General features: G+C 44.2%; 32 protein-coding genes and 1 pseudogene. 23 read left to right on the forward strand and 10 right to left on the reverse strand.

Translation table 11 applies throughout. The annotated features are described in order from the left end of the window. The first annotated feature begins 13 nt into the window (after nucleotides 1–13). A complete protein-coding gene (locus tag ACQCVE_RS02290) occupies nucleotides 14–205 on the forward strand; it encodes a YozD family protein (protein ID WP_426844132.1) in 192 nt (63 codons plus the stop codon). Here ACQCVE_RS02290 and ACQCVE_RS02295 read toward each other — a convergent pair. Then, the gene (locus ACQCVE_RS02295) at nucleotides 195–1289 is read right to left on the reverse strand and encodes a DUF2515 family protein (RefSeq protein WP_426861764.1); all 1095 of its coding nucleotides are present in this window, start codon (nucleotides 1287–1289) and stop codon (nucleotides 195–197) included. The genes ACQCVE_RS02290 and ACQCVE_RS02295 overlap by 11 nt on opposite strands. A 115-nt stretch (nucleotides 1290–1404) precedes the next feature. Between ACQCVE_RS02295 and ACQCVE_RS02300 the strand changes: the two genes are divergently transcribed. From ACQCVE_RS02300 to ACQCVE_RS02320, 5 genes are all read left to right on the forward strand, one after another. Beyond that, nucleotides 1405–1566, forward strand: coding sequence for a hypothetical protein (locus ACQCVE_RS02300; protein ID WP_426844133.1), 162 nt, complete (start codon nucleotides 1405–1407; stop codon nucleotides 1564–1566). Nucleotides 1567–1568: 2 nt separating this feature from the next. Further along, nucleotides 1569–2324, forward strand: coding sequence for a serine/threonine protein kinase (locus ACQCVE_RS02305; RefSeq protein WP_426861431.1), 756 nt, complete (start codon nucleotides 1569–1571; stop codon nucleotides 2322–2324). Nucleotides 2325–2335: 11 nt separating this feature from the next. Next, a complete protein-coding gene (locus ACQCVE_RS02310; protein WP_426844136.1) occupies nucleotides 2336–3106 on the forward strand; it encodes a sporulation protein in 771 nt (256 codons plus the stop codon). Between the two features lie 104 nt (nucleotides 3107–3210). Further along, complete coding sequence (locus tag ACQCVE_RS02315; protein ID WP_426861433.1) at nucleotides 3211–3843, forward strand: phosphatase PAP2 family protein; 633 nt, start codon at nucleotides 3211–3213, stop codon at nucleotides 3841–3843. Between the two features lie 69 nt (nucleotides 3844–3912). Continuing rightward, nucleotides 3913–4227 carry a YodL domain-containing protein gene (locus ACQCVE_RS02320; RefSeq protein ID WP_426844138.1) on the forward strand — a complete coding sequence of 105 codons (315 nt, stop codon included), beginning with the start codon at nucleotides 3913–3915 and terminating at the stop codon, nucleotides 4225–4227. Between the two features lie 40 nt (nucleotides 4228–4267). Here the strand turns inward: ACQCVE_RS02320 and ACQCVE_RS02325 are convergent, their stop codons facing one another. After that, the gene (locus ACQCVE_RS02325) at nucleotides 4268–4411 is read right to left on the reverse strand and encodes a hypothetical protein (protein ID WP_426844139.1); all 144 of its coding nucleotides are present in this window, start codon (nucleotides 4409–4411) and stop codon (nucleotides 4268–4270) included. A 31-nt stretch (nucleotides 4412–4442) separates the two neighbouring features. Between ACQCVE_RS02325 and ACQCVE_RS02330 the strand changes: the two genes are divergently transcribed. The 4 genes from ACQCVE_RS02330 to ACQCVE_RS02345 all read left to right on the forward strand — a co-directional run bounded on the left by ACQCVE_RS02330 (nucleotide 4443) and on the right by ACQCVE_RS02345 (nucleotide 7136). Beyond that, nucleotides 4443–4808 (forward strand): hypothetical protein, encoded by a 366-nt coding sequence (locus ACQCVE_RS02330; protein ID WP_426844140.1) that lies wholly within the window; start codon nucleotides 4443–4445, stop codon nucleotides 4806–4808. 72 nt (nucleotides 4809–4880) lie between these two features. Further along, the gene (gene deoD, locus ACQCVE_RS02335) at nucleotides 4881–5585 is read left to right on the forward strand and encodes a purine-nucleoside phosphorylase (protein ID WP_426844141.1); all 705 of its coding nucleotides are present in this window, start codon (nucleotides 4881–4883) and stop codon (nucleotides 5583–5585) included. 237 nt (nucleotides 5586–5822) lie between these two features. After that, a complete protein-coding gene (locus tag ACQCVE_RS02340; RefSeq protein ID WP_426861435.1) occupies nucleotides 5823–6611 on the forward strand; it encodes a M15 family metallopeptidase in 789 nt (262 codons plus the stop codon). A 24-nt stretch (nucleotides 6612–6635) separates the two neighbouring features. After that, nucleotides 6636–7136 carry a mismatch-specific DNA-glycosylase gene (locus ACQCVE_RS02345; RefSeq protein ID WP_426861766.1) on the forward strand — a complete coding sequence of 167 codons (501 nt, stop codon included), beginning with the start codon at nucleotides 6636–6638 and terminating at the stop codon, nucleotides 7134–7136. Between the two features lie 33 nt (nucleotides 7137–7169). Here the strand turns inward: ACQCVE_RS02345 and ACQCVE_RS02350 are convergent, their stop codons facing one another. From ACQCVE_RS02350 to ACQCVE_RS02360, 3 genes are all read right to left on the reverse strand, one after another. Next, the gene (locus ACQCVE_RS02350; RefSeq protein ID WP_426844259.1) at nucleotides 7170–7415 is read right to left on the reverse strand and encodes a hypothetical protein; all 246 of its coding nucleotides are present in this window, start codon (nucleotides 7413–7415) and stop codon (nucleotides 7170–7172) included. A gap of 367 nt (nucleotides 7416–7782) precedes the next feature. Then, nucleotides 7783–8487, reverse strand: a complete 705-nt coding sequence (locus ACQCVE_RS02355; protein ID WP_426861437.1) for a class I SAM-dependent methyltransferase — start codon at nucleotides 8485–8487, stop codon at nucleotides 7783–7785. Nucleotides 8488–8556: 69 nt separating this feature from the next. Further along, complete coding sequence (locus ACQCVE_RS02360; protein WP_426861439.1) at nucleotides 8557–8829, reverse strand: hypothetical protein; 273 nt, start codon at nucleotides 8827–8829, stop codon at nucleotides 8557–8559. A 178-nt stretch (nucleotides 8830–9007) separates the two neighbouring features. Between ACQCVE_RS02360 and ACQCVE_RS02365 the strand changes: the two genes are divergently transcribed. The 4 genes and pseudogenes from ACQCVE_RS02365 to ACQCVE_RS02380 all read left to right on the forward strand — a co-directional run bounded on the left by ACQCVE_RS02365 (nucleotide 9008) and on the right by ACQCVE_RS02380 (nucleotide 13135). Further along, nucleotides 9008–10393, forward strand: coding sequence for a S41 family peptidase (locus ACQCVE_RS02365; RefSeq protein WP_426861441.1), 1386 nt, complete (start codon nucleotides 9008–9010; stop codon nucleotides 10391–10393). A gap of 195 nt (nucleotides 10394–10588) precedes the next feature. Next, on the forward strand, nucleotides 10589–11197 hold the full coding sequence (gene wrbA / locus ACQCVE_RS02370) for an NAD(P)H:quinone oxidoreductase type IV (protein WP_426844146.1): 609 nt from the start codon (nucleotides 10589–10591) through the stop codon (nucleotides 11195–11197). 88 nt (nucleotides 11198–11285) lie between these two features. Beyond that, complete coding sequence (locus ACQCVE_RS02375; protein WP_426844147.1) at nucleotides 11286–12533, forward strand: pyruvate kinase; 1248 nt, start codon at nucleotides 11286–11288, stop codon at nucleotides 12531–12533. A 7-nt stretch (nucleotides 12534–12540) separates the two neighbouring features. Continuing rightward, nucleotides 12541–13135: pseudogene (locus ACQCVE_RS02380) on the forward strand (alpha/beta hydrolase). A 42-nt stretch (nucleotides 13136–13177) separates the two neighbouring features. Here the strand turns inward: ACQCVE_RS02380 and ACQCVE_RS02385 are convergent. The 3 genes from ACQCVE_RS02385 to ACQCVE_RS02395 form a co-directional block, all read right to left on the reverse strand. Beyond that, nucleotides 13178–13954, reverse strand: coding sequence for a 3-hydroxybutyrate dehydrogenase (locus ACQCVE_RS02385; RefSeq protein ID WP_426844149.1), 777 nt, complete (start codon nucleotides 13952–13954; stop codon nucleotides 13178–13180). 73 nt (nucleotides 13955–14027) lie between these two features. Next, nucleotides 14028–15314, reverse strand: coding sequence for a GntP family permease (locus ACQCVE_RS02390; protein WP_426861443.1), 1287 nt, complete (start codon nucleotides 15312–15314; stop codon nucleotides 14028–14030). A 142-nt stretch (nucleotides 15315–15456) separates the two neighbouring features. Then, on the reverse strand, nucleotides 15457–16077 hold the full coding sequence (locus ACQCVE_RS02395; protein WP_426861445.1) for a nitroreductase family protein: 621 nt from the start codon (nucleotides 16075–16077) through the stop codon (nucleotides 15457–15459). Nucleotides 16078–16228: 151 nt separating this feature from the next. On the opposite strand from ACQCVE_RS02395, the gene ACQCVE_RS02400 reads away from it, so the two are divergent. From ACQCVE_RS02400 to ACQCVE_RS02415, 4 genes are all read left to right on the forward strand, one after another. Then, nucleotides 16229–16534 carry a winged helix-turn-helix transcriptional regulator gene (locus tag ACQCVE_RS02400; RefSeq protein WP_426844152.1) on the forward strand — a complete coding sequence of 102 codons (306 nt, stop codon included), beginning with the start codon at nucleotides 16229–16231 and terminating at the stop codon, nucleotides 16532–16534. A gap of 13 nt (nucleotides 16535–16547) precedes the next feature. Further along, nucleotides 16548–17288, forward strand: a complete 741-nt coding sequence (locus ACQCVE_RS02405) for an SDR family NAD(P)-dependent oxidoreductase (protein WP_426844153.1) — start codon at nucleotides 16548–16550, stop codon at nucleotides 17286–17288. Nucleotides 17289–17302: 14 nt separating this feature from the next. Further along, nucleotides 17303–17662: a DUF2188 domain-containing protein gene (locus ACQCVE_RS02410; RefSeq protein ID WP_426844154.1), complete on the forward strand. Its 360-nt coding sequence runs from the start codon at nucleotides 17303–17305 to the stop codon at nucleotides 17660–17662. An 85-nt stretch (nucleotides 17663–17747) separates the two neighbouring features. Continuing rightward, nucleotides 17748–17996 carry a hypothetical protein gene (locus ACQCVE_RS02415; protein ID WP_426844155.1) on the forward strand — a complete coding sequence of 83 codons (249 nt, stop codon included), beginning with the start codon at nucleotides 17748–17750 and terminating at the stop codon, nucleotides 17994–17996. Nucleotides 17997–18121: 125 nt separating this feature from the next. Here ACQCVE_RS02415 and ACQCVE_RS02420 read toward each other — a convergent pair whose 3' ends face one another. Then, nucleotides 18122–18589 carry an Hsp20/alpha crystallin family protein gene (locus ACQCVE_RS02420; RefSeq protein WP_426844156.1) on the reverse strand — a complete coding sequence of 156 codons (468 nt, stop codon included), beginning with the start codon at nucleotides 18587–18589 and terminating at the stop codon, nucleotides 18122–18124. A gap of 180 nt (nucleotides 18590–18769) precedes the next feature. Between ACQCVE_RS02420 and rarD the strand changes: the two genes are divergently transcribed. The 4 genes from rarD to bshB2 all read left to right on the forward strand — a co-directional run bounded on the left by rarD (nucleotide 18770) and on the right by bshB2 (nucleotide 21114). After that, on the forward strand, nucleotides 18770–19711 hold the full coding sequence (rarD, locus tag ACQCVE_RS02425; RefSeq protein ID WP_426861447.1) for an EamA family transporter RarD: 942 nt from the start codon (nucleotides 18770–18772) through the stop codon (nucleotides 19709–19711). An 80-nt stretch (nucleotides 19712–19791) separates the two neighbouring features. Then, nucleotides 19792–20058 carry a hypothetical protein gene (locus tag ACQCVE_RS02430; protein ID WP_426861449.1) on the forward strand — a complete coding sequence of 89 codons (267 nt, stop codon included), beginning with the start codon at nucleotides 19792–19794 and terminating at the stop codon, nucleotides 20056–20058. A 16-nt stretch (nucleotides 20059–20074) separates the two neighbouring features. Then, the gene (locus ACQCVE_RS02435) at nucleotides 20075–20425 is read left to right on the forward strand and encodes a YojF family protein (RefSeq protein WP_426844159.1); all 351 of its coding nucleotides are present in this window, start codon (nucleotides 20075–20077) and stop codon (nucleotides 20423–20425) included. Between the two features lie 17 nt (nucleotides 20426–20442). Beyond that, nucleotides 20443–21114, forward strand: a complete 672-nt coding sequence (bshB2, locus tag ACQCVE_RS02440; RefSeq protein WP_426844160.1) for a bacillithiol biosynthesis deacetylase BshB2 — start codon at nucleotides 20443–20445, stop codon at nucleotides 21112–21114. Between the two features lie 129 nt (nucleotides 21115–21243). On the opposite strand, the gene ACQCVE_RS02445 is transcribed toward bshB2, so the two are convergent. Then, the gene (locus ACQCVE_RS02445; RefSeq protein WP_426844261.1) at nucleotides 21244–22608 is read right to left on the reverse strand and encodes an MATE family efflux transporter; all 1365 of its coding nucleotides are present in this window, start codon (nucleotides 22606–22608) and stop codon (nucleotides 21244–21246) included. A gap of 296 nt (nucleotides 22609–22904) precedes the next feature. Between ACQCVE_RS02445 and cdaS the strand changes: the two genes are divergently transcribed. Continuing rightward, entirely contained in the window at nucleotides 22905–23528 is a 624-nt protein-coding gene (gene cdaS / locus ACQCVE_RS02450; RefSeq protein WP_426844161.1) for a sporulation-specific diadenylate cyclase CdaS, read from the forward strand. Nucleotides 23529–23565 lie beyond the last annotated feature (37 nt).

Raw genomic sequence — 23565 nt, forward strand, 5'->3', positions numbered from 1 at the left:
AGGGGGCGGGACAGTGAGAGAGATTGAAGTAGTCATTGATACAGAGGAAATTTCTGAATTTTTCTTTTTAGAATTAATGAGAAGAGGGTACATACCGGAGCCCGGTGAATTGGATGTCCTTGCTGATATTATGTTTGATTATCTGCTTGCCAAGTGCATCATTGATGAAAACTTTGATGATGACCACAACTCTTTTAAACCCTGAACAGTTTTTTGCCAACTGCGGAAATTGGAGCAAGTTTTAACGCGTCCGACAGGATTTTGTCCGTCAGCTCCTGCATCTTTGCCTGCTCAGGAAGCTCAAAGCCTTTTGGGAGGCCGTTTTTTAGGAACCAGTCGCTTAAATACGGCTTGGGCTGCGGGATTACCGGCCAAGAGTCCTCTAACACGGGGCTCACAAGTTTAAATGCATGGTCTGAAGCGGAATAGAGATGGGGCCAATAATCACTCCTTGAAGCGGTATGGTGATGCATGCTGCAAAAAGCAAGGATCGATTCATGTACGAGGCGGCTGCTGTACAGCAAATGATATAGTTTTTTTCCGGTTCTAATCCGTTCCTGCAAAGACTGAAAGCCGGAGACTGTTAATCCGGTCACAGAATAGTGCTTTTGATATTTCCTTTTTTTGAAAGGGAAAAGAATGCTGGTCAGGCCCCATTTTTCCTGCATCATAAATTTAAAGGTATCAAGAACAGCTGCTGAAGCTGGTTTGGATAATATGTTTTCCTCAATCAGAGACTGTTCGTTTGTAATAAGAGCCATGGTCAGCAATTTTGAATCACCTGAATGAAAAAAATAGTTCCAGACAGGACCCATAAATGCCGATACACGGAATGCGGGCAGCAGATGAAATAAGCTCCTGTCCCTTTTCCTGCTTTCCTCATAAAGAAGCAGCTGAGGGTAGGCATCTAAAAAAATGGACGCATTGATGCGTTCCAGAAGCTGAAAAAAAAGGGTTTTTTCCTTTTCGTTTAGAAGGGGACCAATATAAGAAGATTTCAGATCGGTCATGCTGTATCCGCCATTTCTGGAAACAAGATGGGCAAGCAGTGCCCAATGGACCTCAGGAAAACGGGAATGAAAACGGTGATAGCCTTCAGTACGTAAAATATTGCTTCCGTTTTTTTCATTAACCCTGGATTGAATTGAATGGATGAGGTCTTTTTCTTCCCCAGCTGCAATAAACGGCAGTTTTTCAGTATGGTATGCCTGCATGATCTCTTCATAAAGAGCTGGTATTCCCGGTCTGGAAAGTTCTTCCATACTGTTCCGTTTTAATATTCTAGCCATGCTAATCAAATCAATTTAACCTCCCGTCCGTACTCCACCATCTAAAATAATGTATGATAATTGTGAAACTCTGGTTCACTCAGCTGCGTATAATTGTTTAGAAAGGAGAAACGTCATGCTGAAAAAAGTATTGAAATCTCTTTTATCCCAAAGAAAGAAACAGAACCATGGTTCAGGCAGCGGGTATAAGCGGGGGAGATTCGGACAGCATCCATCTAAATACGGGCACAGCTACTATAAGAAAAAACATCGCTCAAGCAGATCTTACAGCAGCTGAAGATGATTGGCAGGAAAAATGAGCTCACTGCCGGAGAGCTGCTTTGCGGAAAATATGTCATCCTGTCAAAAGCAGGGGAAGGCGGATATAGCTGTGCTTATCTTGCAAGAAGACTTGAAGATCAGCAGGTTGTATTAGTTAAGATCGCGAAAAAAATAGGGCGAAAAACAAGGAAATCCTTTGAAAGAGAATCAAGGATTCTATCACTTCTGGAAAATAAAGGTGCACCCGGGCTTTATGAATTTATAAACGAAGAGGATGCTTGCTGCCTGGTCATAGAATACAAAAAGGGGAGTACATTCGAGGATTTGATTTTTGAAGATGGCTGTATGTATACGGAATCTGAATCCATTGTCCTGCTGAACAGGATTATTGAAGAACTTGCTCCCATTCATAGTCATGGCATTGTTCACAGAGACCTGCGCATACCCAATATTTTATTGTACAAAGGTGATGTTTCAATCATCGACTTTGGACTGGCGGGAAGTGTAAATGAAAAAGCAATCTTCCGGCTATCCCGAAACAGGAAAAGATTTAGAGAATTTTCATTTAAAAGTGATTTTTATGCCCTTGGCCATTTATTGCTTTTTCTGCTGTATTCAAGCTATCCGGAGCATGAGGAAAAAGAAAGACCGTGGGAGGAAGAATTGTGTATTTCACCCGCCACAAGAAAAATCACCAGAAAACTGCTTCAGCTGGACGAACCGTATGACAAAATGGAAGAACTGCAAAACGATCTTATAAAATGGGGAAATTAGGAGGAATCGGCATGTCTTTTTTTAATAAAGTATTTGCAAGCGTTGGAATTGGCGCAGCAAAGGTGGATACACGGCTTCACGATGTGAACGTTAGGGCAGGTGAAGAGGTCCAGGGAATTGTTGCTGTAAGTGGAGGCAAAACAGACCAGGAAATTGCTGAAATTTATTTATCTGTGATGACGGAATACATAAAGGAGGCAGACGACAGAAAATACACTCAATCTTCTGCGGTCACCAAGGTGAAAATTAATGAACCCTTTGTGATTATGGCGAATGAGCACAAGGAAATCCCGTTTCGTTTTAAGCTTCCTTACGACACGCCCATTACATACGGCCAGTCCAAAATATGGATTCATACAGGCCTTGATATAAAGAACGCGGTAGATCCAACAGACCAGGATGCTATCCATGTGCATCCGAATCCCATTCAGCAGAAACTGCTTGATGAGCTGGGGGCACTTGGTTTCCAGCTGAGAAAAGCACAAAATGAGGCGGCCCCCGCCAGACTGCGCAGAAGACTGCCTTTTGTACAGGAATTTGAATTTTATCCATATTCCGGACCTTTCAGAGGTAAATTAGATGAGCTGGAAATTGTCTTTACAGATGTAGCCGAGAACCGGGCAGAAATGGTTATGGAAATTGACAGAAAAGCCAGAGGGCTTTCCGGACTCTTTTCCGAAATGCTTGAAACGGATGAAACGTCTGTCAGGCTAGCCGTTACCTCGCAGGATTTTCCAAATGTTAAAACGATGTTAACGCAGACCATCCAGCGGTTTTCCTGAATAATTCCAATAGAATCAAAAGCCTACTTCCCGTTAAACAGCTGTGGAAATAGGCTTTTCTGTTTTAGTGAAAATAGATTATGGGTATTTTAGGACCATACCACTTGAAAGGTCGCTGGATGATGAAAGACATCAGGAATATTGCGTTGCTGCTTGTAATTTTTACAGGGGTATCAATCATGTATGAATCAGACTGGTACAATCAAGCTGATCAGAACATAGTCCTCTATTTTGAACAGTACCGTTCACCTATGGTGACAGAGTATTTTATTTTCTTTACCGAATTTGGGTCCGGAAGAACCCTTTTCCCGCTTTTGCTAGTTGCTGCTATCCTTCTATCGTTTAAAAGAAGGGCGATGGAAGCTTTATTTTTATTTTGCTGTTTTTTTGGTTCCAGACTTTTTAATTGGCTTCTGAAAAACGGATTTGAAAGAGAGCGCCCATCTTTTAACCCGTTAACGGATGAAAATTCGTACAGCTTCCCAAGCGGCCACGCCATGAATTCGGCCGCATTTTTTTCGTTTACGGGCTATTTGCTGATCCGCTATTTTCCAGGATGCCGTTTCCCGATTGCGGGGGCAATGGGTTTAATCATCGCAAGCATTGCGCTGAGCAGGGTGTACCTGGGGGTTCACTTTGTTACAGACATAACCGCGGGAATTTGTGCAGGACTGATCTGGTCTATCCTTATAAAAATAGGGTACAAGCGCACTGCTGTTAAATTTCGACAAAACTAGCTGCAATTCGAAGGAGGATTTCGTGCACACCGTAGCCAATGTATAGGAAAATGATGCGGAGGGGTTCAGATGAGGCAACAGCTTATGATATTGAAGAGAAGACTGCGCATAATGGAAATCACCATCTTCCAGACACCCGAATTCGGCCATACGAAAGGGTATCAAAAAGTATATAGCTGCACAATCCCTGCTAAGGACCAAACAGATGCCCTCGAGAAAACGTTTAAAACATTTAATGTTCAGGATACGGTTCCAGAAGATTATGAAGCAAGATTTATTCGCACCGGCGATATCGTAAGCATTGAAGAAGAAAAAAGAGGAGTGGCATATTACAGGCTTCACTCAGGCGGCTGGAAAAAAATTAATCGCATACATGTGAGATAAAAAAACAAGCAGCGAATGGTTCATCCGCTGCTTGTACACATTATAGTTGATAGCCCGGTCCGTTTTTTCGTTTTCCGGCACTCTGTTCTTTTCCATGGGCGTTTTCTTCAGCCACGATCGCTTCAGGCGGTATATGGTTGTTTTTCTTCGGAGCGTTCACGCGGTTCCTATGTTTTTTGCCCATTTGACTACCTCCACATAAAGGGGATATGGTTATGCTTCTAATGATTATTTGCATCCTGGGTGCAATCTCTACAATTTCGGCTCTGCTTGTAAAAAGAGAACTTGAAAAGCTTTTTTATAAAGGAAAAAGCCGTTTTTTCTTTCATTTGCTTAACCTTTACTTCGTTAGTCTGCTCATTAGCTTTTCGGAAATTGTATTCTTCAGTAAGTTTCACGATTTTAACGGATTCTCCATGTATTTCATCGAAATGATTAAAATTTCCCTTCTGTACTTCCCTTTTTATTTAGGAGCTGCCTGGCTGTTTGAAAAGTACTTGAAGAGTATGAAAAAATACTATGCAGAAGGAAACGTCCTCGTAATCAAGCCGAAGTACCTTTCCAGAAAACAGCTTCCATAGTGCGCGCAATCAAAGTACAATAAAAGTATAGCATCTGATGCTTAGCAGAAGGAATAATAGGAGGACGGTTTGATGAGTGTACATATTGGAGCGAAAGAAGGCCAGATAGCAGAAACGATTCTGCTTCCGGGAGATCCGCTTAGGGCAAAATACATTGCCGATACATTCCTTGAAAATCCTGAGTGCTACAATGAAGTGCGGGGCATGCTCGGATTTACAGGAACATATAAAGGAGAACGCATATCTGTTCAGGGAACAGGCATGGGGGTTCCATCCATTTCAATTTATGTAAACGAACTCATTCAAAGCTACAATGTTCAGCAGCTGATCCGTGTGGGAACATGCGGAGCCATTCAAAAGGACGTTAAGGTGAGAGATGTGATTCTCGCCATGAGTGCCTCAACAGATTCTCAAATGAATCGCATGACATTCGGTGGAATCGATTATGCCCCGACTGCAGATTTTGATTTGCTGAAACGAGCTTACGATGCCGGAACCGAAAAAGGCTTGCATTTAAGAGCAGGCAGCGTATTTACAGCAGATATGTTCTATAACGAAAACGCAGACTGGGAAAAGTGGGCGCGCTACGGGATCCTGGCGATTGAAATGGAATCTTCCGCGCTCTACACATTAGCAGCGAAATTCGGACGCAAGGCTTTGTCAGTACTGACAGTCAGCGACCACCTCCTGACCGGAGAAGAAACAACCTCTGAAGAACGCCAGACAACGTTCAATGAAATGATCGAAGTTGCACTGGATGCAGCAATACAGAAATGATTTAGTAAAAGATGCCTGAACCGGGCATCTTTTACTGTTAGGACCCGTTCCCTGGAAATCCGGAAGTATTCGCTGCCGATCAGCAAGTTCCAGAGACTTTAAGGTTGGCTGCCTCCTGTTTTTTTATCATCCTTTCTTTAAAGGAATGGTAAATATAGTTTTTTTCTTTTATGGCCATAATGGTACAATTGAATTTGCTGAAAACAGATACTTTACGATTTAGGTGGTCGGTTTGATATGAAAAAAATGTTTGCCTGTTCAGTAGTCCCGTTCATGCTTTTCACAGCTGCCTGCTCCGTGGAGATGGAAGAAAATCTTTCGTCCAATGACGGTCAGAAACAAACGGAAGAAAAAGAAATTGGCAGCGTACAGGAAAATCAGCTTGTATTGGAAAACGAATACTTCAACGCACTGGAAACGGTTGAGGGGGAAGATGTTATTACAAATCCCGAAAATATATTAGTTTTGGTTAATAAGGAATACACACTTCCTGCTGACTACAAACCAAAAGATCTAACTGTTCCAAATGTACCTTTTTCATTCGGAGAAGCCGATGTACCGCAAAAATACATAAGAAAAGAAGCAGCAGCCGCTCTGGAGAAGCTTTTTGATGGCGCGAAAAAGAACAGCATTGAACTGTTTGCCGTTTCGGGGTTCCGTTCATATGACCGGCAGGAAAACATATTGGATCAGGAAATTACGTCTAAAGGCGAAGCAAAGGCAGAGCAAGCGGTTGCACATCCCGGTCAGAGTGAGCATCAAACCGGTCTTGCTATGGATATTTCCAGCAGAAGTGCAGATCTTGAAATTTCTAAAAAATTCGGCGAGACAAAAGAAGGCAAGTGGGTGAAGGAAAATGCTTATAAATACGGCTACATTATCCGCTACCCTGAAGATAAAGCTGAGGTCACTGAATATCAATATGAACCATGGCACTTAAGATATGTCGGGGAAAAAACGGCGAAAGTGCTGCATGAGAAAAACCTGACACTGGAAGAGTACTTTGAGCAGGTAAAAAAGATATAGCGGGTGATTATTTTGAAAAGACCGATGGATTTGCTGGATTATGGGATGACGATCCTATTCACAGGGTTTAATCCAAGTGTCATCTCAGGTCAGACGGGTCATCATTACGCCAATCCGACGAACCGTTTCTGGAAGATCCTCTTTCAATCCGGACTGACGAAAAGGCTGGTAAGGCCTGAAGAGGATAGGACCCTGCTTGCTGACGGTTACGGTTTTACAAATATCGTGCACAGACCGACTAAGGATGCATCTGAAATAACTAAGCAGGAATATGCCGCAGGACGAATTGAATTGACCGATAAAATCAGGAAATATAAACCGGGCATTGTATGCTTTGTCGGAAAAGGGGTTTACTTGCAATACAAAGGGATAGAGAAAGCACCGTGGGGGTTTCAGGCTGAACCCCTGATCGAGGGCGTAGAAGAGTTCGCTGCACCATCTTCAAGCGGACTTGTCAGAATGACAACCGCAGAAATATCAGCGATCTATAAAGAACTCGCAATTTGTACAGCAAAAAGGAACTGATCAGAGGACCGGTTCCTTTTTGCTTCTTTAGGATTAAAAGAAAAACAATCCTCCGATTGCTAAACCGGTAATAAACCCAAGTCCGATTCCGTAAGCAGGATAGTATGGGTAATAACCATATCCCCGTCCGTAAAATCCCATCCCAAAAGCGCCTCTCGGCCGGGGGCCATTTGGCTGGATGTATACCCGGCTTCTTGTTACATTGACGATTCTGCCGGAATGCACATTCCCAAAACGGTCAGTTATGCGGGCATGCTTGCCCCGGTGCTGGCTGCACATTTGATAATAGTTTTGGCTCAAACCTGATCCCTCCAATTTTATCCTTACCTTGTACGATATGAAAGGAGGGAAAGGCAGGTTTGTACGTATATCCCGGTTTAGGGTATTTTATGAGTCTGTTTTTGCCGGCTGGATTTCCGCAGCTGACGGAAGAAGTTCAAGAACTGCCTTAATGCCGCTCTAAAGGAGTCTTGGCCCTGCGCCTCACCTGAGCAAAAGAACGGCGAAGCAGAAAAGCGTTAATAAAACGGCTAAAGAGTATTGCTTAGACCTTTTTTCTGCTGTTTGAACTTTCCCTTGGAAACCGGGGTATAAGGAATAAAATGCTGAAGAACTTCTGAAGCGCTTCTTCATGATGGCTTGACGGTCAGCAGCGGGCGGCTATAAACGCGCGGTAGCTTAAGTAACCGCTGTATTTTTGCAGGATAAGCTGATGCGCTTGATAAACATCGAATACCTCGGGAGGAACGCTTTCATCCATCATCAGTTCATGATCCGGCTGTTCATCGTCATACGTAAAGGAAAATTCTTCTGCTTTCAAGCTGCGCACCTCACAATATCCACACGAGCCGAACAGGTTCTGCCATTCTTTTTCAGACAATAGCGCCTTAAAACCGTAAAAATCCATGATTTCATTCCGGCTTGCTGAATGAAGTGGCTGCTCAAGAATCACTTCAACCGCTCCGAGTTTTCCTCCCGGGACAAGTACTCTGCGGCATTCCTTTAATGCGGCAGAAGTGTCCGTAAAGGAGAGCACGGATTCACTGAACACCGCATCAAAGTGGGACCCGGGATAGGGCATTTGTTCAAGCTTTCCCTGCTGAACGGCAGCCGATTCCCCAAGCCTCTCCCTGGCTTTTCTGACCATCCGCTGATCTGAGTCGATCCCGGATGGGCTATACCCCAATGCGGAAAGATAGGAAAGCGTTTGGCCTGTGCCGCATCCAGCATCTAGTATGCGGCAAGGGAAGGGGAGGTCCATAGCCGGCAGGAACTGCTTTGTTAGCTGCAATCCTCCTGGATGGGCTCCTGCTATTCCCAGCGCAGCAATCATATTTAAATAGTCCGGCAAAAAATCGTCTCCTTTGCACATTAGCTGTTGCTCTGCATTTACACAATATGCAAATAAGACTGAATTGGTTTAACAGCTTCTGAACAGGCAGTACCGGGCCATAATCGCTTTCAGCCTGGACCGGATCAGGGATGTGACTTCAGATTTGCAGACTATTTTCATCGAACTGCTTAAGTTAAGTGATGTAATGAAGATTGAGATTTTGTTTTGTACATAAGTTGTTACCTGATTTTCATAGAAAAGAATTTTTTTTTGGATTTTCTCATCCACTTCCTCCAGCAATGAAAATGAAAAGCTGATCATTTCCCTGTCTATATCCATTACATAATCACGAAGAAGCATCATGCATCCTCCTTTTTCTTTTTTTGTAATAAAATTTACACAGAGTTTACATAAATTTCATGAGAAAAGTGTCGAAAATTTTAAAAAAATTTATTGGACAAAATCCTGCAAAGGCAGTATTAGTTGACGTTTTAACAGGACTCGGACATAATGAAATTCATAATGAGGTGATGATAAAGTGAATAAAAATGTAAAGCTGTTATTAATCGTTTTATTAACAGCTATCATAAGTTCAGGTCTGACAATGACACTGATCAAACCGGAAAAAGTCGTAATGGAAAAGGAAGCAGAACAAAATCCGGACTTTGCTAAATTGTATGATACATACGAAAAATTGGAACAGGAATATTATCAGAATACAAGTAAGGAAAAGATGGTGGACGGAGCAATAAACGGAATGGTTGAGGCATTGGGGGATCCTTACAGTTCCTATATGAATGCTGAAGATTCCAAAAGCTTTAATGAAACGATCTCTTCCTCTTTTGAAGGAATTGGAGCAGAACTGCAGGAAGTGGAAGGACAAGTCATGATTGTCTCCCCGATTAAAGGCTCTCCTGCTGAAAAAGCCGGGTTAAAACCAAAAGATAAAATACTAAAAGTGAACGGCAAAAGTATAAAGGGGAAGAGTGTCAACGACACAGTAGGGCTAATCAGAGGGGAAAAAGGCACCTCTGTCAAGATTGGTGTTGAGCGGGAAGGTTCCCAGCAGCTTGAATTTTCTATCGTTAGAGATGAGATACCCATTGAAACCGTCTATACAGACGTGGAAGACGGGATTGGAAAAATACAGGTTACAACCTTTTCGAATGACACAGCCACGGATTTCCGTAAAGCTGTAGATGAGCTTGAAAGGAAAAATGTCAAGGGAATCGTGATTGACCTCCGTCAAAATCCGGGCGGACTTATGCAAGAGGCAATTTTGATGAGTGAACTGTTTATACCTAAAGGAAAAAACGTTATGCAGGTGGAGAATAAAGACGGAACGAAAGAAGTGCATGCATCCAGAAATGATGATCCGGTCGACATCCCAACCGCTGTCGTCATTGATGAAGGGACGGCAAGTGCCGGAGAAATTATGGCGGCTGCATTAAATGAATCGGCCGGCATCCCTTTGTTTGGGGAAAAAACGTTTGGAAAAGGAACCATCCAGACATCCGCCCAATTTAATGATGGCTCATCCATTAAATACACGATCGCTAAATGGCTGACACCTGGCGGAACGTGGGTTCATGAAAATGGAATAAAGCCGGAAAAAAAGGTCTCACTGCCAGACTACTCAAAGCTGCCTTATTTGGATCCATCCAAAACATTAAAATCCGGAGATGCTTCCAAAGAGGTGAAAACCGCTCAGGAATTTCTGAGTGCTCTCGGCTACGGCAAAGAAAAGTCCGGAGTATTCGATTCAGAGATGGAAAAATCGGTGAAAAATTACCAGGAAGATCATGATTTGAAGCAAACCGGTATGATTGATGAAGACACGGCTATGTCTATGCTCACATCTTTACAGGAGCTTATTAGAAAAAATGATACCCAGCTTAAAGAAGCGGCAGAGTCTTTAAAATAAGCTCTCATACAAATTCCTGGAGCAATTGATTTGAGTTTATAACCCAAGACCGTATAAGCGGTTTTGGGTTTTTTAGGATTAAAAATAGTTATAATTTGACCGCTTCCTATTAGCCATTTATAATTAATTTGAATTTGAGATGTTTGATGCTGAAGGAATTTTGTGGGCCTAAACATGCTAAAAGGAGAGATTCACATGGCTAATCTTAATGTAGCGATCATTTATTACAGTTCTACTGGCACCAATTATCAAATGGCAAAATGGGCAGAAGAGGGAGCCCGATCATTCGGAGCAGATGTCAAAGTTCTAAAAGTAAAGGAGCTCGCACCACAAGAAGCAATTGAATCGAACCCTGCCTGGAAAGCGCACATTGAGGCTGCGGCACATGTCCCTGAAGCTTCACTTGGAGATTTAGAATGGGCGGATGCCATCATCTTCAGTGCTCCTACTCGTTTTGGGAATGTCCCTTCACAAATGAAGCAGTTTTTGGATACGACTGGAGGATTATGGTTCCAGGGAAAGCTTGCGAATAAGGTTGTAAGCGCCATGTCTTCAGCCAGCAATCCTCATGGCGGACAGGAGCAGACAATCCTTAGCCTTTATGCCACGATGTATCATTGGGGTGCGATTGTAGCTGCTCCGGGATATACAGACCAATCAGCTTTCACTTCAGGCGGCAATCCATATGGAAACAGTGTAACGGTCGGACAGGATGGAGTAATGCAGGAAGATATTCAGGAAGCTGTCAAACATCAGGCTAAGCGGACCGCAATGGTAGCTGCGGCCATTAAAAGCGGACTATAACGGTAAAGGGGGCTTTTAGAGCCCCTTTAATCATGTAAACCCTCCAGCCTCATACAATAGGAGGAGGCATTTAAATGGAGTGGTCTATGTGGATTTTGATATTCAAAAAGAACGGATCTTCAGTCTTGCATCCTTGCGGGAATACTTGATGACCAGGACAACCGAGCGTAAAGAAATTCAGAACCCGGAAGGAAAAAAGCAGAAATATTCCATTGCGGAATCGGATGAAATAGTCAAAACTAAGCTTAAAAGCAAAAGAGCAAAAGCGCTTCTTCAGCATGATGGGCATGCCGTCATGGCAACAATGGACAAAAGCATGCAAGAGTCCTATATAGCCAAATTGCTTGTAAGCGGGATGACAGCCGCCCGGATCAATTGCGGTCATGATGGGGTGAAGGAGTGGAAAGAGATCATCAGCCGTTTAAAAAGAGCGGCTGAAATGACAAACATTCATACGTGTAAAATCTATATGGATTTAAGCGGGCCGAAAATCAGAATTATAGGCCTGCCGAACGGGCTTCAGCAAATGAAAATCCACAAGGGCCAGACGATTCGCATTGCTCTGAATCAATCGCATATGGCAGATTCTTTTATAACAAACATGCCAAAAGCTTTTCAAAATGCCAAAAAAGGAGACCGGCTTCTAATTAATGATGGAACGATTCAAGCAGCCATTATTTATATAGAGAAGGAAATGGTCATAGCGGAACTGGTAAAAGGTCATAAGGAAAGTTTTTCAATTAAAGTAAATGACGGAATCAATTTGCCGGATTCGCTGACGTTTTTGTCACTCCCGGCAATGTCTGAGCAAGATATCAAAGAAAGTGCATTTACATTTAAACATGCGGATATTGTGGGTCTTTCATTTGTCCATTCAGCCGGGGATCTGAGGGCCTTAAAGAATCTGATGCTTCAGAAAACAGGAAAGGTGCTGCCGGTGACAGCCAAGATCGAAACAGAGTATGCGATCAAAAATCTGCCGGCCATCATTTCAGAAGGATTAAAGCATAAAGGCTTCGGCATAATGGCTGCACGGGGAGATTTGGCTGTTGAAGCTGGGTTTGAAAGTCTTGGAAGACTCCAGGAGGAAATCATGAATGTATGCCATCACTCACAAACACCGCTCATTTATGCCACAGAAGTATTGAGCACACTTGCCAAAACAGGAATGCCGAAGCGGCCTGAAATCATCGATGCCTACCTTTCTCATCAGACAGCCTGCACGATGCTCAATAAGGGGCCGTTTATTCCTGAAGCTATTTCCATGCTGAAACGGATTGGGACGGACCGAAAGCGAAAGTTATCCTTTTACACGGCCGGACTATTGGAGGACTGAACAGTTAATGAAGCACATTTATAAAAAAGGAACCTCTAAAAAAACCATCCTGCTATTACACGGAACACGGAAGTGAGCATGATTTGCTTCCTCTCGGACCAATGATTGAACCGGAAGCCGGCTTATTGTCCGTTCGCGGCAATGTGTCTGAAAATGGAATGCCGAGATTTTTTAAACGTCTGTCAGAAGGTGTTTTCGATGAAGAGGATTTAGTTGAACGCACGAAAGAACTTTATCAGTTTCTCTCAGACGCATCAGTGGAATATGGGTTTGACCGTTCAGAAGTGATTGCTTTAGGCTATTCAAATGGAGCAAACATTGCGGCCAGTATGCTTTACCACTTCTCGGATGCGTTTAAATCTGCGATTCTGCACCATCCGATGGTTCCGCTCAGGAATCGTTCGCTTCAGGATTTAAACGGAGTAGCTGTCTTTATCGGAGCAGGGGAGAATGATCCAATTTGCACACCTGGCGAGTCAAAGGAACTTGCAGCTGCATTGGAGCAGGCTGGCGCAAGTGTAAAACTTCACTGGGAGCGCAACGGGCATCAGCTGACGGAACCGGAAGTGCGGGCTGCGGCAAACTGGTATAGCAAGAACTGAAAACCCTTTGCGGATCTTTCCGCAAAGGGTTTTTTGTAAACTTTATTGAGCTGTATATCCGCCGTCCAATACGACAGCCTGCCCTGTAACACCGCGAGCTTTATCGCTTGAGAGGAAGATGGCATAATCTGCAATTTCTTCAACTGTAAGCAGGCGTTTTTGCGGGATGAGCGGATAAAGAACATCCTCGAGCACTTTTTCGAGTGGTACGTTTCGAGTTGTAGCCAGGTCCTGCATTTGATTGCGTACGAGTGGGGTATCCACATATCCCGGGCAAAGTGCATTTACTGTAATCCCATGCTCTGCGCCTTCAAGTGCTGCAACTTTTGTCAAGCCGATTACACCATGCTTCGCACTGTTGTATCCAGCTTTTCCAGCAAATCCGATGACTCCATTAATCGATGACATGTTGATAATGCGGCCGAATCCCTGCTCTTTCATTTTAGGGAAAACATGTTTGATCGCCATGAATGGGGCTGTCAGCATGATTTTGACTAATAGCTCATATCTTTGTGTGCTGAATTCCTCAATCGGGGAAACGTGCTGCATGCCTGCATTGTTGATTAATATGTCGAGGCTGCCAAAATGGGAAACAGCTTCATCGATTGCCTGGATCAGCTCTTCCTCATTGGTTACATCACATTTAATTCCGAGAGTCTGATGGCCGCTTTCTGCCAGTGTATCCGCAGCCTTTTTCACACCTTCTTCATTCAAATCAGTGAGAACAACCTTTGCCCCTTCCTGAGCAAATTTTTCCCCGATTTCATACCCGATGCCCTGTGCAGCACCCGTAATAAATACAACTTTATTCTGTACCATAATGATCTCCTTCCACTAAGAAAAATTTTATTTAAAATTAGAGCTTACAAAGTGTAATATCTAATTTTATTTATTAATAAATCCCTGCTGATGCCAGCAGGAGAGCGACGATCAGTGAGATTGTCGGGAGAATCAGCCCAACGACTGCAACATCCATATAAGAATCCTTATGCTTTAATCCGGTCACGGTTAAAAGTGTCAGCAGTGCCCCGTTATGAGGCAGAATGGATGCACCTGAAGCAACTGCTGCTATTCTGTGGAATGCATCCGGAGATATGCCGCTTGACTGCGAAAGCTGATAATATTGATCTCCCAGTGCCTGTAAGGCAATGCCCATTCCACCAGAAGCGGAACCTGTAATACTTGCAAGCAGCTGGACGGCAAGTGCCTCTGAAATGAGCGGATTTCCGCCGATTCCCATAATCATATCCGTGATGTTTGAAAAACTGGGTACGGCGGTTACGACAGCTCCGAATCCGACGGCTGCACTTGTGTTAATGATGGCCATAACCGATCCGCTGGCCCCGCCATTGATTGCACTTATAAACAGTTTAAACTTTTTAATGCTCAAGACCATAATCACAATGATTCCAATTAAAAGGGAAGGCAGGATGTCGAGATTAATGACATTGAGTGTTACCACGACGACAATAAGCGGAATGATGGAAACATAAGGGTTCGGAAGGGCAGAAGGATCAATTTGCTTCACTTCGCTACCACCCTTTGGATCTGTATATCCTTCCCCTTTTTCCTTTAGCTTTCTGCCGCGCCATGCCAGATACAGGTATCCTCCCACTGCCATAATCAGTCCTGCGGCTATCCCGGTTACAGGTCCCGCTAATGGAGTGGTATTAAAGTAATCCGTAGGGATAATATTCTGAATCTGCGGCGTACCCGGCAGAGCAGTCATCGTGAAGGTGAAAGCTCCTAATACGAGTGTAGCCGGTATCAGCTTTCTTGATAAATCAGCCGCCTTAAAAAGGGCAATGGTAAGGGGGTATAACGCAAACACAACGACGAACAGGCTGACTCCGCCGTAGGTGAGCACAGCCGCCCCGATGAGAACACCGAGAACCGCCCGCTCTTTGCCGATAAAATCCGTGATTTTATAAGCAACCGCCTGTGCCATTCCTGTTTCTTCCATCAGCTTTCCGAAAATGGCTCCCAAAAGAAAGACAGGAAACCATTTTTTTGTAAAGCCAACAAAGCCCTGCATATACGTTTCCGTATAGGACGGAAGGAGGTCCATTCCTTCAATCCCTGCGACGAGAAGGGATATCAGCGGCGCGATCCAAATGATTGACCAGCCAAAATAGGCAAGGACCATAAGTAAAATTAATCCGAGTACTATACTGAACATGTCCTGAGTCTCCTTGTATCAATTTATGTACTAGCTTTCCTCAAACCCTGCAAAAGTATTGTATATCCAATAATTACTGTTTTAAAACGTAACGGGCAAAAGGAAAAAGCGGGTGAGGTTCCCGCTTTTCATCCTGTTTTTATTAAAGCCATTCTGCTACTTGATCGAGCGAAATTCTTTCACTTTTATGTGCAGGTTTGGCTGCTTTCCCTACGGAAATGAGCATAACCGGTACATACCGTCCGGCTACTTTAAATTCTTTAATAAAGGCTTCACCGTTAAATCCGCCGATTGCACATGTATCAAATCCTTTTGCTTTAGCGGCAAGCATAAGCTGCATGGCTGCGAGAGAAGCATTGGAGTATGCGGCATCTCTTGCGTAGACTGGATTTTCATAAGCACCATGAATCTGGCCGGCAAGGGTTTCTTTAATTTCTTTAGACATATGTCCAGCCTCAACCAGCGGGCTGTAAACCTGTTCCACATTTTTATTCGCTTCCAGATCGCCAAGAATGGCAATAACCGCTGAGGATTCTATAATCTGGTTTTGACTGTAAGCGATTGGATGCAATCTTTCCTTCGCTTCATCGCTGTGGAATACCATGAAGTTCCAGTGCTGGAGGTTCCAGGCGGATGGAGCTTTAACAGCTGATTCCAGGATGGATGTGAGCTCAGCTTTGGAAATGGCTTCGGATGGATCATAATGGCGGATGGAAGTGCGGTCCTCCATTAAAGTCAGCAAATCTTCTGCAATAGTTGTCATGGAAAAACTCCCCCTTAGTAAAATAATGGCATAATGGATATAATAGACAAAAAGTAACGCGCTCACTTATAGTAAGCTTGTCGAACCTTGTCTATGATAAAACGCTGTTCAATTAATTGTCAAGAATGAGGCTTGAAAAGGTGGAGATGGTATGAAATTCCCGAATTGTCCGCACGTAGAATTTGCATTTAAACTCCTTGGTAAACGGTGGAACGGAATGATCGTTCATGTCTTGATGGATGGTCCAAAGCGATTTAAAGATTTAAGTGAAATCATCCCTAGTATTAGTCAAAAGATGCTTGCCGAACGTTTAAAAGAATTGGAAAATACAGAAATGGTTGAGCGCATTGTCTATCCTGAAACTCCTGTAAAAGTGATTTATCAGCTGACCGAAAAGGGTATGGCATTAAAGAACGTCATGAAAGAAATCCAAATTTGGGGCAACCGATATTGCTAGGAGGAAAAGATAAATGGATTCTAAAACAGTCATTGTTACCGGAGCGTCAAACGGAATAGGGGAAGGGGTTGCAGCGGCTTACTGCAAGGAAGGCTACAGTGTTGTGCTTGCTGATAAGGATGCAGAAAAGGGCAAACAGCTGGAGGAGCAGCTTTTAAAGCAGCACGACCGGGTATTGTTCATCAAAACAGATGTCAGAAATCCTGCTGAAATTACTGCGTGCATGGAAGAAGCGGTAAGAACATTCGGAGGGGTTGATATATTAATCAACAATGCCGGCGTTTCCACGTTCAAGGACCCGCTGGAGCTCTCCGTTGAAGAATGGGATGATATCCTTTCAGTTAATCTGCGCAGTGCATTTTTGTTCTCAAAAGAGGCGGCCAAGCACATGAAAGACCGGACTGGAGGCTCAATCGTGAATATCGCATCCACCAGGTCGCAAATGTCTGAGCCCCACTCAGAGGCTTATGCCGCATCCAAAGGGGGAATAGCAGCCTTAACTCATGCCCTGGCTGCATCCTTTGCAGATTATTCGATTACAGTGAACGCCATATCCCCTGGTTGGATCCACACAGGGAAACTGGAAGAACTAAGGGAGATCGATCACGCTCAGCATTTATCCGGAAGAGTGGGTGAACCATCGGATGTCGCCGGTGCCTGCCTTTACCTGACTCAATCCTCGAATAGTTTTGTAAATGGCGCAAATCTTGTAATTGATGGCGGGATGACCAGAAAAATGATCTACGAACATTAAAAGGAGGAATTTTAATGCCATGGAACAGCAGGAATTATCCGGAATCAATGAAAAACCTCCCTGGAAAGACAAGAAAAAAAGCGATAGAAATAGCCAATGCTTTGCTGGATGAAAAGTACGAAGAGGGCAGGGCGATTGCAATCGCGACGGCCCAGGCTGAAAAATGGGCGCAGGACGAAGGTGCTAAGGAAGCCTATAAGCTCCATAAAAGAGATGAAAAGTGGATCATCGAAAAGGATTCCGCCGAGCGAGCAAGCTTTTCGTTTCATACAAAAAAAGAAGCTTTAACAAAAGCGAGAAAATTGGCTGAGGAGAAAAACATTTCAATCTCCGTCTTCAAACAGGACGGCTCTGAGGATCAGACCATTAATTAATGGGAGCGGCCGGGCAAGGGCCCATTCGTTGTCCATGCCAGGTGAATAACCTATAAGTGCAGGCTAACGAAGAGGAGGAAATACCTTGTACCCATACATGATGCGCAGTGTTCCAGGCGCTCCTTACCAGCGTTTTTTCCCATTAGGCTTCCCGTTTGTCGGAGGTCTGATTGGCGGGCTCTTTGGTGGTGCGATCGGAGCAAGTTTGTTTAGACCGCCTTTTTACGGCTACGCCCCCTATCCTTATTACCCTCCCTATGGAGGAGGATTTCCAGGAGGATTTCAGGGGGGCTACCCCGGAGGCGGAGTTCCCGGCTACCCCGGAACATACTAACAACTGCCGGATAAATATGAAACGCCGCCTTTATTCAAAGGGCGGCGTTTCATGTCGAGCCGGGAACATTCGGGGTTCTCCGGGAAAAGGATGATGAAGCAGCCCGAAAAAAAGAGCCGGCATCATCAGCTCTCATTGCTGATTTCAGGCAAGGAAATCTCAGTTACATGAACATCCTCATTTTTCAGGAAAGAAAGCTCAAGATTCTCATTCTGGTAAGAAGCTTTCGTTCCTTTTCTGCGAACCGGGTGAGGGATGCTGAACGTTTTGCTTTCTCCCTTTTCAGGAAAGTTTACGATTGTGACCTGATGACTGTTATGCTGGATTTTAATATTTTTTGCAAGGCTCGCAGGAATGTGAAGTTTAAAATAAACTTTGTCAGTAGCTTCATACCAGCTTTCTCGTGGAGCTTCATTTTTTTCTTCGTGTCCCTGTTGGGAAAATTGATAAGGAAATCCGCCTTGCTGGTCTTGACCAAACACCTGGCCCATCACCTGCTGTACATAGTTTTCCACTTGATTCGGATTCATTTTCTTGAAAAAATCAGGCATTTTTTGCTGATTGAACGGATACTGCTTATTCCATGGAAACATTCAATCATCCTCTCACAACTATTTTTAATGAAGCTGATGCACAATAAGATACGTCTAGAAAACCGGATTATCCTTTAAATGCGGGCTGCAGTCCATTATATGCCGTGGGAATTCCTTTTGCTTGTTAAGCTTTAGCCGGGAAGAGTATAATGTGCATGGAGAAGCAGGGAGAGTGGATGAATGCATCACGAACATGGCAGGTACGATAAAACCGGTATGATGCTCACCGCCGGTTCTTATTTTTTATGGGGAATTCTTCCCTTGTACTGGAAGATGATCGATGAAGTCCAGTCGGAGGAAATTTTAGCTCACAGGATTGTCTGGTCGTTTATCTTTATGCTGGCCGTCATTACAGCAGCAGGAAAATGGAATGTATTGAAAACAGCCCTTTCTGAGATGAAGAGACATCCTATCGTTATTTTGAGTTTGATTTTATCTTCTGTATTGATCAGCGCCAACTGGTTTGTATATATATGGGCGGTTAACAACCACCATATTGTGGAAGCAAGTCTTGGGTATTACATTAACCCGCTAATCAGTGTCATGCTCGGTGTCCTGTTTCTTAAAGAGAATTTAAATGGCTGGCAGAAGCTTTCTTTTGGGCTTGCTTTAATCGGTGTCCTGATCTCAAGCGTTCATTTTGGAAGCTTTCCGTGGGTATCCGTCATTCTGGCCCTGAGCTTTGGACTATATGGACTAACGAAAAAACTGACAAGGCTCGATCCGGCAGCAGGACTTACTTTTGAAACACTGGCAGTTCTGCCCGCAGCAGCGGCCTATCTCGGAATGCTTCATCTAGAGGGAGATGCTGCTTTTCTATCTGGAGATGCCGGTCTTGATTTGCTCCTGGCGGGGGCCGGAGCAGTAACCGCTGTCCCGCTCCTTCTTTTTGCAGGAGGAGCGAAGCGAATTCCTTTATATTTGACGGGGATTTTGCAATATATTGCACCGACCCTTACCCTTATTGCAGGTCTTGTGCTATTCGGAGAAGCATTTACAGCGGTTGATATGATTACATTCACCTTTATTTGGTCTGCACTGCTTATATTTACCTTTTCGGGCACTAAAGCAGCCGGATTACCATCCGGTCGGAGAAAAAAAAATAAGTCAGCTCGTATATAAAGGGTTTGCCTTACTGAGACAGCGCTTCATCCAAATCTAAAAGCTAAAATCCCCAATTTTAAATCCGGGAGTGGTGGTCAATGGACGGACAGCATCTTCTCGAATGCTACCGCAGGATATGGCATAACCGGAGGCTTGATTCACGCCTGCCGCCTGAAGAAGCATTGGAGGACGCTTTGATGAGGGATCTTCTGGATGAAGGAACACATCCCAGGGTCCGGAAAAGCATCACTGATAAGTACGCGCTTTCTGTCAGCCGGGTACAGGATTCCCTTCTGCAGAAAGAGGAAAAGAACGAGCTGATCATTAGATATAATACGGTTATGAACCGCTTATTGAATCATTGAATAAAGGAGCCTCAGCATGAAACCAATTGTACCTACTGAAATACAGGAATTTCTGGACAGGCACACGAATCAGGATGTATATATTCATCTTGAAACAACAACAGGTGCTTACAACGCGCATCAAAATGAGAACAGCATGACAGTCGTAGCCTTTATCAGAAATGCTAAATTGAAGTACTCCCTTGCAAAAATTACCGGCTTCGGCCCCTACCGTGTCGGCTTAAAGATGGAAGAAGGATGGACCTACGCAGAGGGCTTAACGGATTTTACGGAGGATGAACAAGGCCGCTTGCTGATTGCCGGACATCATCCTGATGGAAAACTGGCCATCGCCCTGCAGATCAGTACAAAACCATTTCCATCATGAGAAAAGGAGAATTAATAATGAATGAACATGTATTAGTTGTATTGCCGCATCCGGATGACGAATCCTATGGAGTTGCTGGCCTGATTGCCTTAAAAAGAAAAGCAGGGATTCCGGTTACATACGCATGCGGGACGCTTGGAGAAATGGGAAGGAATATGGGCAGTCCTCTGTTTGCTAACCGGGAAGTGCTTCCGCTGATCAGGAAGAGAGAGCTCGAGGATGCGTGTAAAGCAATGGATGTAACAGACCTTAGAATGCTCGGTCTCCGGGACAAGACCCTCGAATTCGAAGATATTGAAGAATTTGCCGATCGGATTGAGAGCATTATAGACGAGGTAAAGCCTACACTTGTCGTAACCTTTTACCCGGATCATGGGGTCCATCCCGATCATGATGCGACAGGCAGAGCGGTCATTCATGCCCTTAGAAGGATACCTGCTGATCAAAGACCTGTTACTTATTGCATCGCTATTACAAAAAACAGAGAAGAGGTCCTCGGACAGCCGGATGTCGTTCTTGATATCAGGGAAGCTGCAGAAATTAAGTTACAGGCCCTAAAAGCACATCGTTCCCAGACAGAAGGGTTAATGAAGCAGCTGGAGGAGAGCTTTAAAAAAGGCGGGCCTCAGCTGATGAATTTTTTCGAATCCGAAAGCTACTATCATTATAAATGGGATGCTGAAGCATAGGCACTCAAACAGGCAGTGGCTTATAAAGATTTGAAGATAAAGAATAAACCCGGGAAGCTCAAGGGGGCTGCCCGGGTTTTTTACAATTCGGTAAGCGTGATCATGGATGCAGACATAACGCTGGAAAATTTACTGCTTCTGTTGAACAGGGAGCCCAACCGTTTTTTGGATTTTTACAAGCCGCAGCGATAATCCACCAGCACCGGCTGCGAGCCCGGCAATTAAACCAATCCAGTATCCGAACGCCTCAAGACCTGTGTATTGAGCGAGGCAGAATCCGACCGGCAGGCCGATTGCCCAGTACGACACGAGAGCTGCATAAAAGGTAAAACGAACATCCTTGTAGCCCCGCAGTGCACCTTGAATCGGAGCAGCCACTGCATCGGAAATCTGGAAAAAGACCGCATAGATTAAAAAAGTTTTCGTCAGATTCAGAACCTCGGCATCCTCTGTATAAATAGAAGCGATTTGACCTCGGAACATGAGGATAACCGCTGCTGTGATCAAAGACAGGATGACGCCCGTCAGAATGCCTAAATAGCTGTATTGCTTGGCGTCCTGCCACCTTTTAGCCCCTGATTCAAAGCCGACAACGATCGTTAATGCCATTGAAATGGCCAGTGGAATCATGTATAGAAATGACGCAAAGTTCAGCGCTGCCTGGTGAGAGGCAATGGTCACCGTGCTGTATTCGCTCATAAACAATGTGACCGCAGCAAAAATGCTTGTTTCAAAAAAGATCGCCATTCCGATCGGAATCCCGATCGATAATATTTCTTTCCACTTTTGCAGAGAGACTTTATAAAATTGTTCAAAAAGAGAAAAGGAAGCAAGAGGAGCATGCTTTTTCAGCAGGATCAACGTTATGCCTGCAGCAGCCCAGTAGGTTAAGCTCGTTGCTGCTCCTGCCCCTGCTCCGCCGAGAGCAGGAAAACCGAATTTTCCGAAGATCAATAAATAATTCAAAATAAAATTGACAGGCAGGGTAAGAAGCGTAATTAGCATCGTAATTCTTGTCATACCCAATGAATCAATAAAACTTCTTAAAACTCCATAAATGAACAGCGGCAATATGCCGAAGGAAAGGGCAATCAGATAATCCTTTGCAATCGTCTCCACCTCGTTCTCAAGGGGCAGAAGCGAAAGTACCGGTTCTAGGGCCAGAAACCCTGTGAGCAGGACAACGATCGTCATGGCAACGGATAAATACAGCCCTTGAATGACGATAAATGGAACACCGTCTGTTTTTTTAGCTCCTGCAAGCTGCGCCACCATCGGAGTAACGGCCATAAAGATTCCGCTTAATCCGGTATAAACCGGGACCCATATGCTTGAACCGACCGCTACCCCTGCAAGATCCTCAGGGCTCACCTGGCCGGACATGGCCGTATCGAGGAAGGACATGGAGTAAAGCCCAAGCTGGGTAACCAGGATGGGAAAAAGTATCACGGTGAACAGTTTGATTTTTTCCTTATAAGTGTTTGTCTGATGCATCATTCCAACCTCTTCTATTCATGACATAATCTTGAATTATATCACGAATTGAAGAGAGTATTACGGCTTTTGCTTCTGGACTTTGTCAGGATTTTTTCTAAACATGCGGTAATAGAAGCATCCGAGGATAACGGTGCCGGAGATGGAAAACAAATATTGAAAGATTTTGGCAGCGGTCAATGAAGCTGCACCTCCTTTACGAAACGTCTATCTATAGTATGTACCACCATTTTCCAATCAATTCCCGTTTTGATCACACCGGATCTGCAAAACCTAAACAAAAGGAGCGAATTAAAATGAGCATACCAGAGGACCAATTTGTACTGCACCAAATAAAGGGCAGCATCCAGCGAAATCTCCAGGACATCATCAACAGCTCAACCAGGATATTAAACGAACTCGGTGAAAGTGAGATGTGCCTCCTTTGTGAACTGGACGAAATAAATGGGAGGTTTAAAGTCATACAATCAGCAGCTTCTACCTTTTACTTGCAGGCGTACTTGTCCGCCTATACGGAAAGTTTTCACGCTCTTGCTTCTGCTATGCAGAATCTCTCCCAGAAGCAGCATGGCGGTCTGATTATTGTTGAAAGAGAGCAGGAGGTCGCCCCCTTCATTAAAAATGGAATCCAGGTCGGAGCGGATCTATCTGCTTCCCTTGCAGAGAGTATTTTTTATCCCGGCAATCCGCTGCACGATGGGGCGATGCTTGTAAAAGGAGATAAAATTCTTTCTGCCTCCAATGTCCTGCCGCTGTCGGATGCTTCCTCAGACGGGAGCAAATTGGGCACCCGGCATAGAGCCGCCATGGGACTTACTGAAAAAACGGATGCCGTTGTCCTGATCGTATCTGAAGAAACAGGAAAAATGTCGTTTGCGAAGGACGGCACCATTTATCCGATTAGTACAAATAATCTTTAAATTTTACCGTTGAATAAAGTTCTTTCTTCCCTGCGAA

Source organism: Metabacillus sp. 113a (genome assembly GCF_050107635.1).
Classification (GTDB): Bacteria; Bacillota; Bacilli; order Bacillales; family Bacillaceae; genus Metabacillus_B.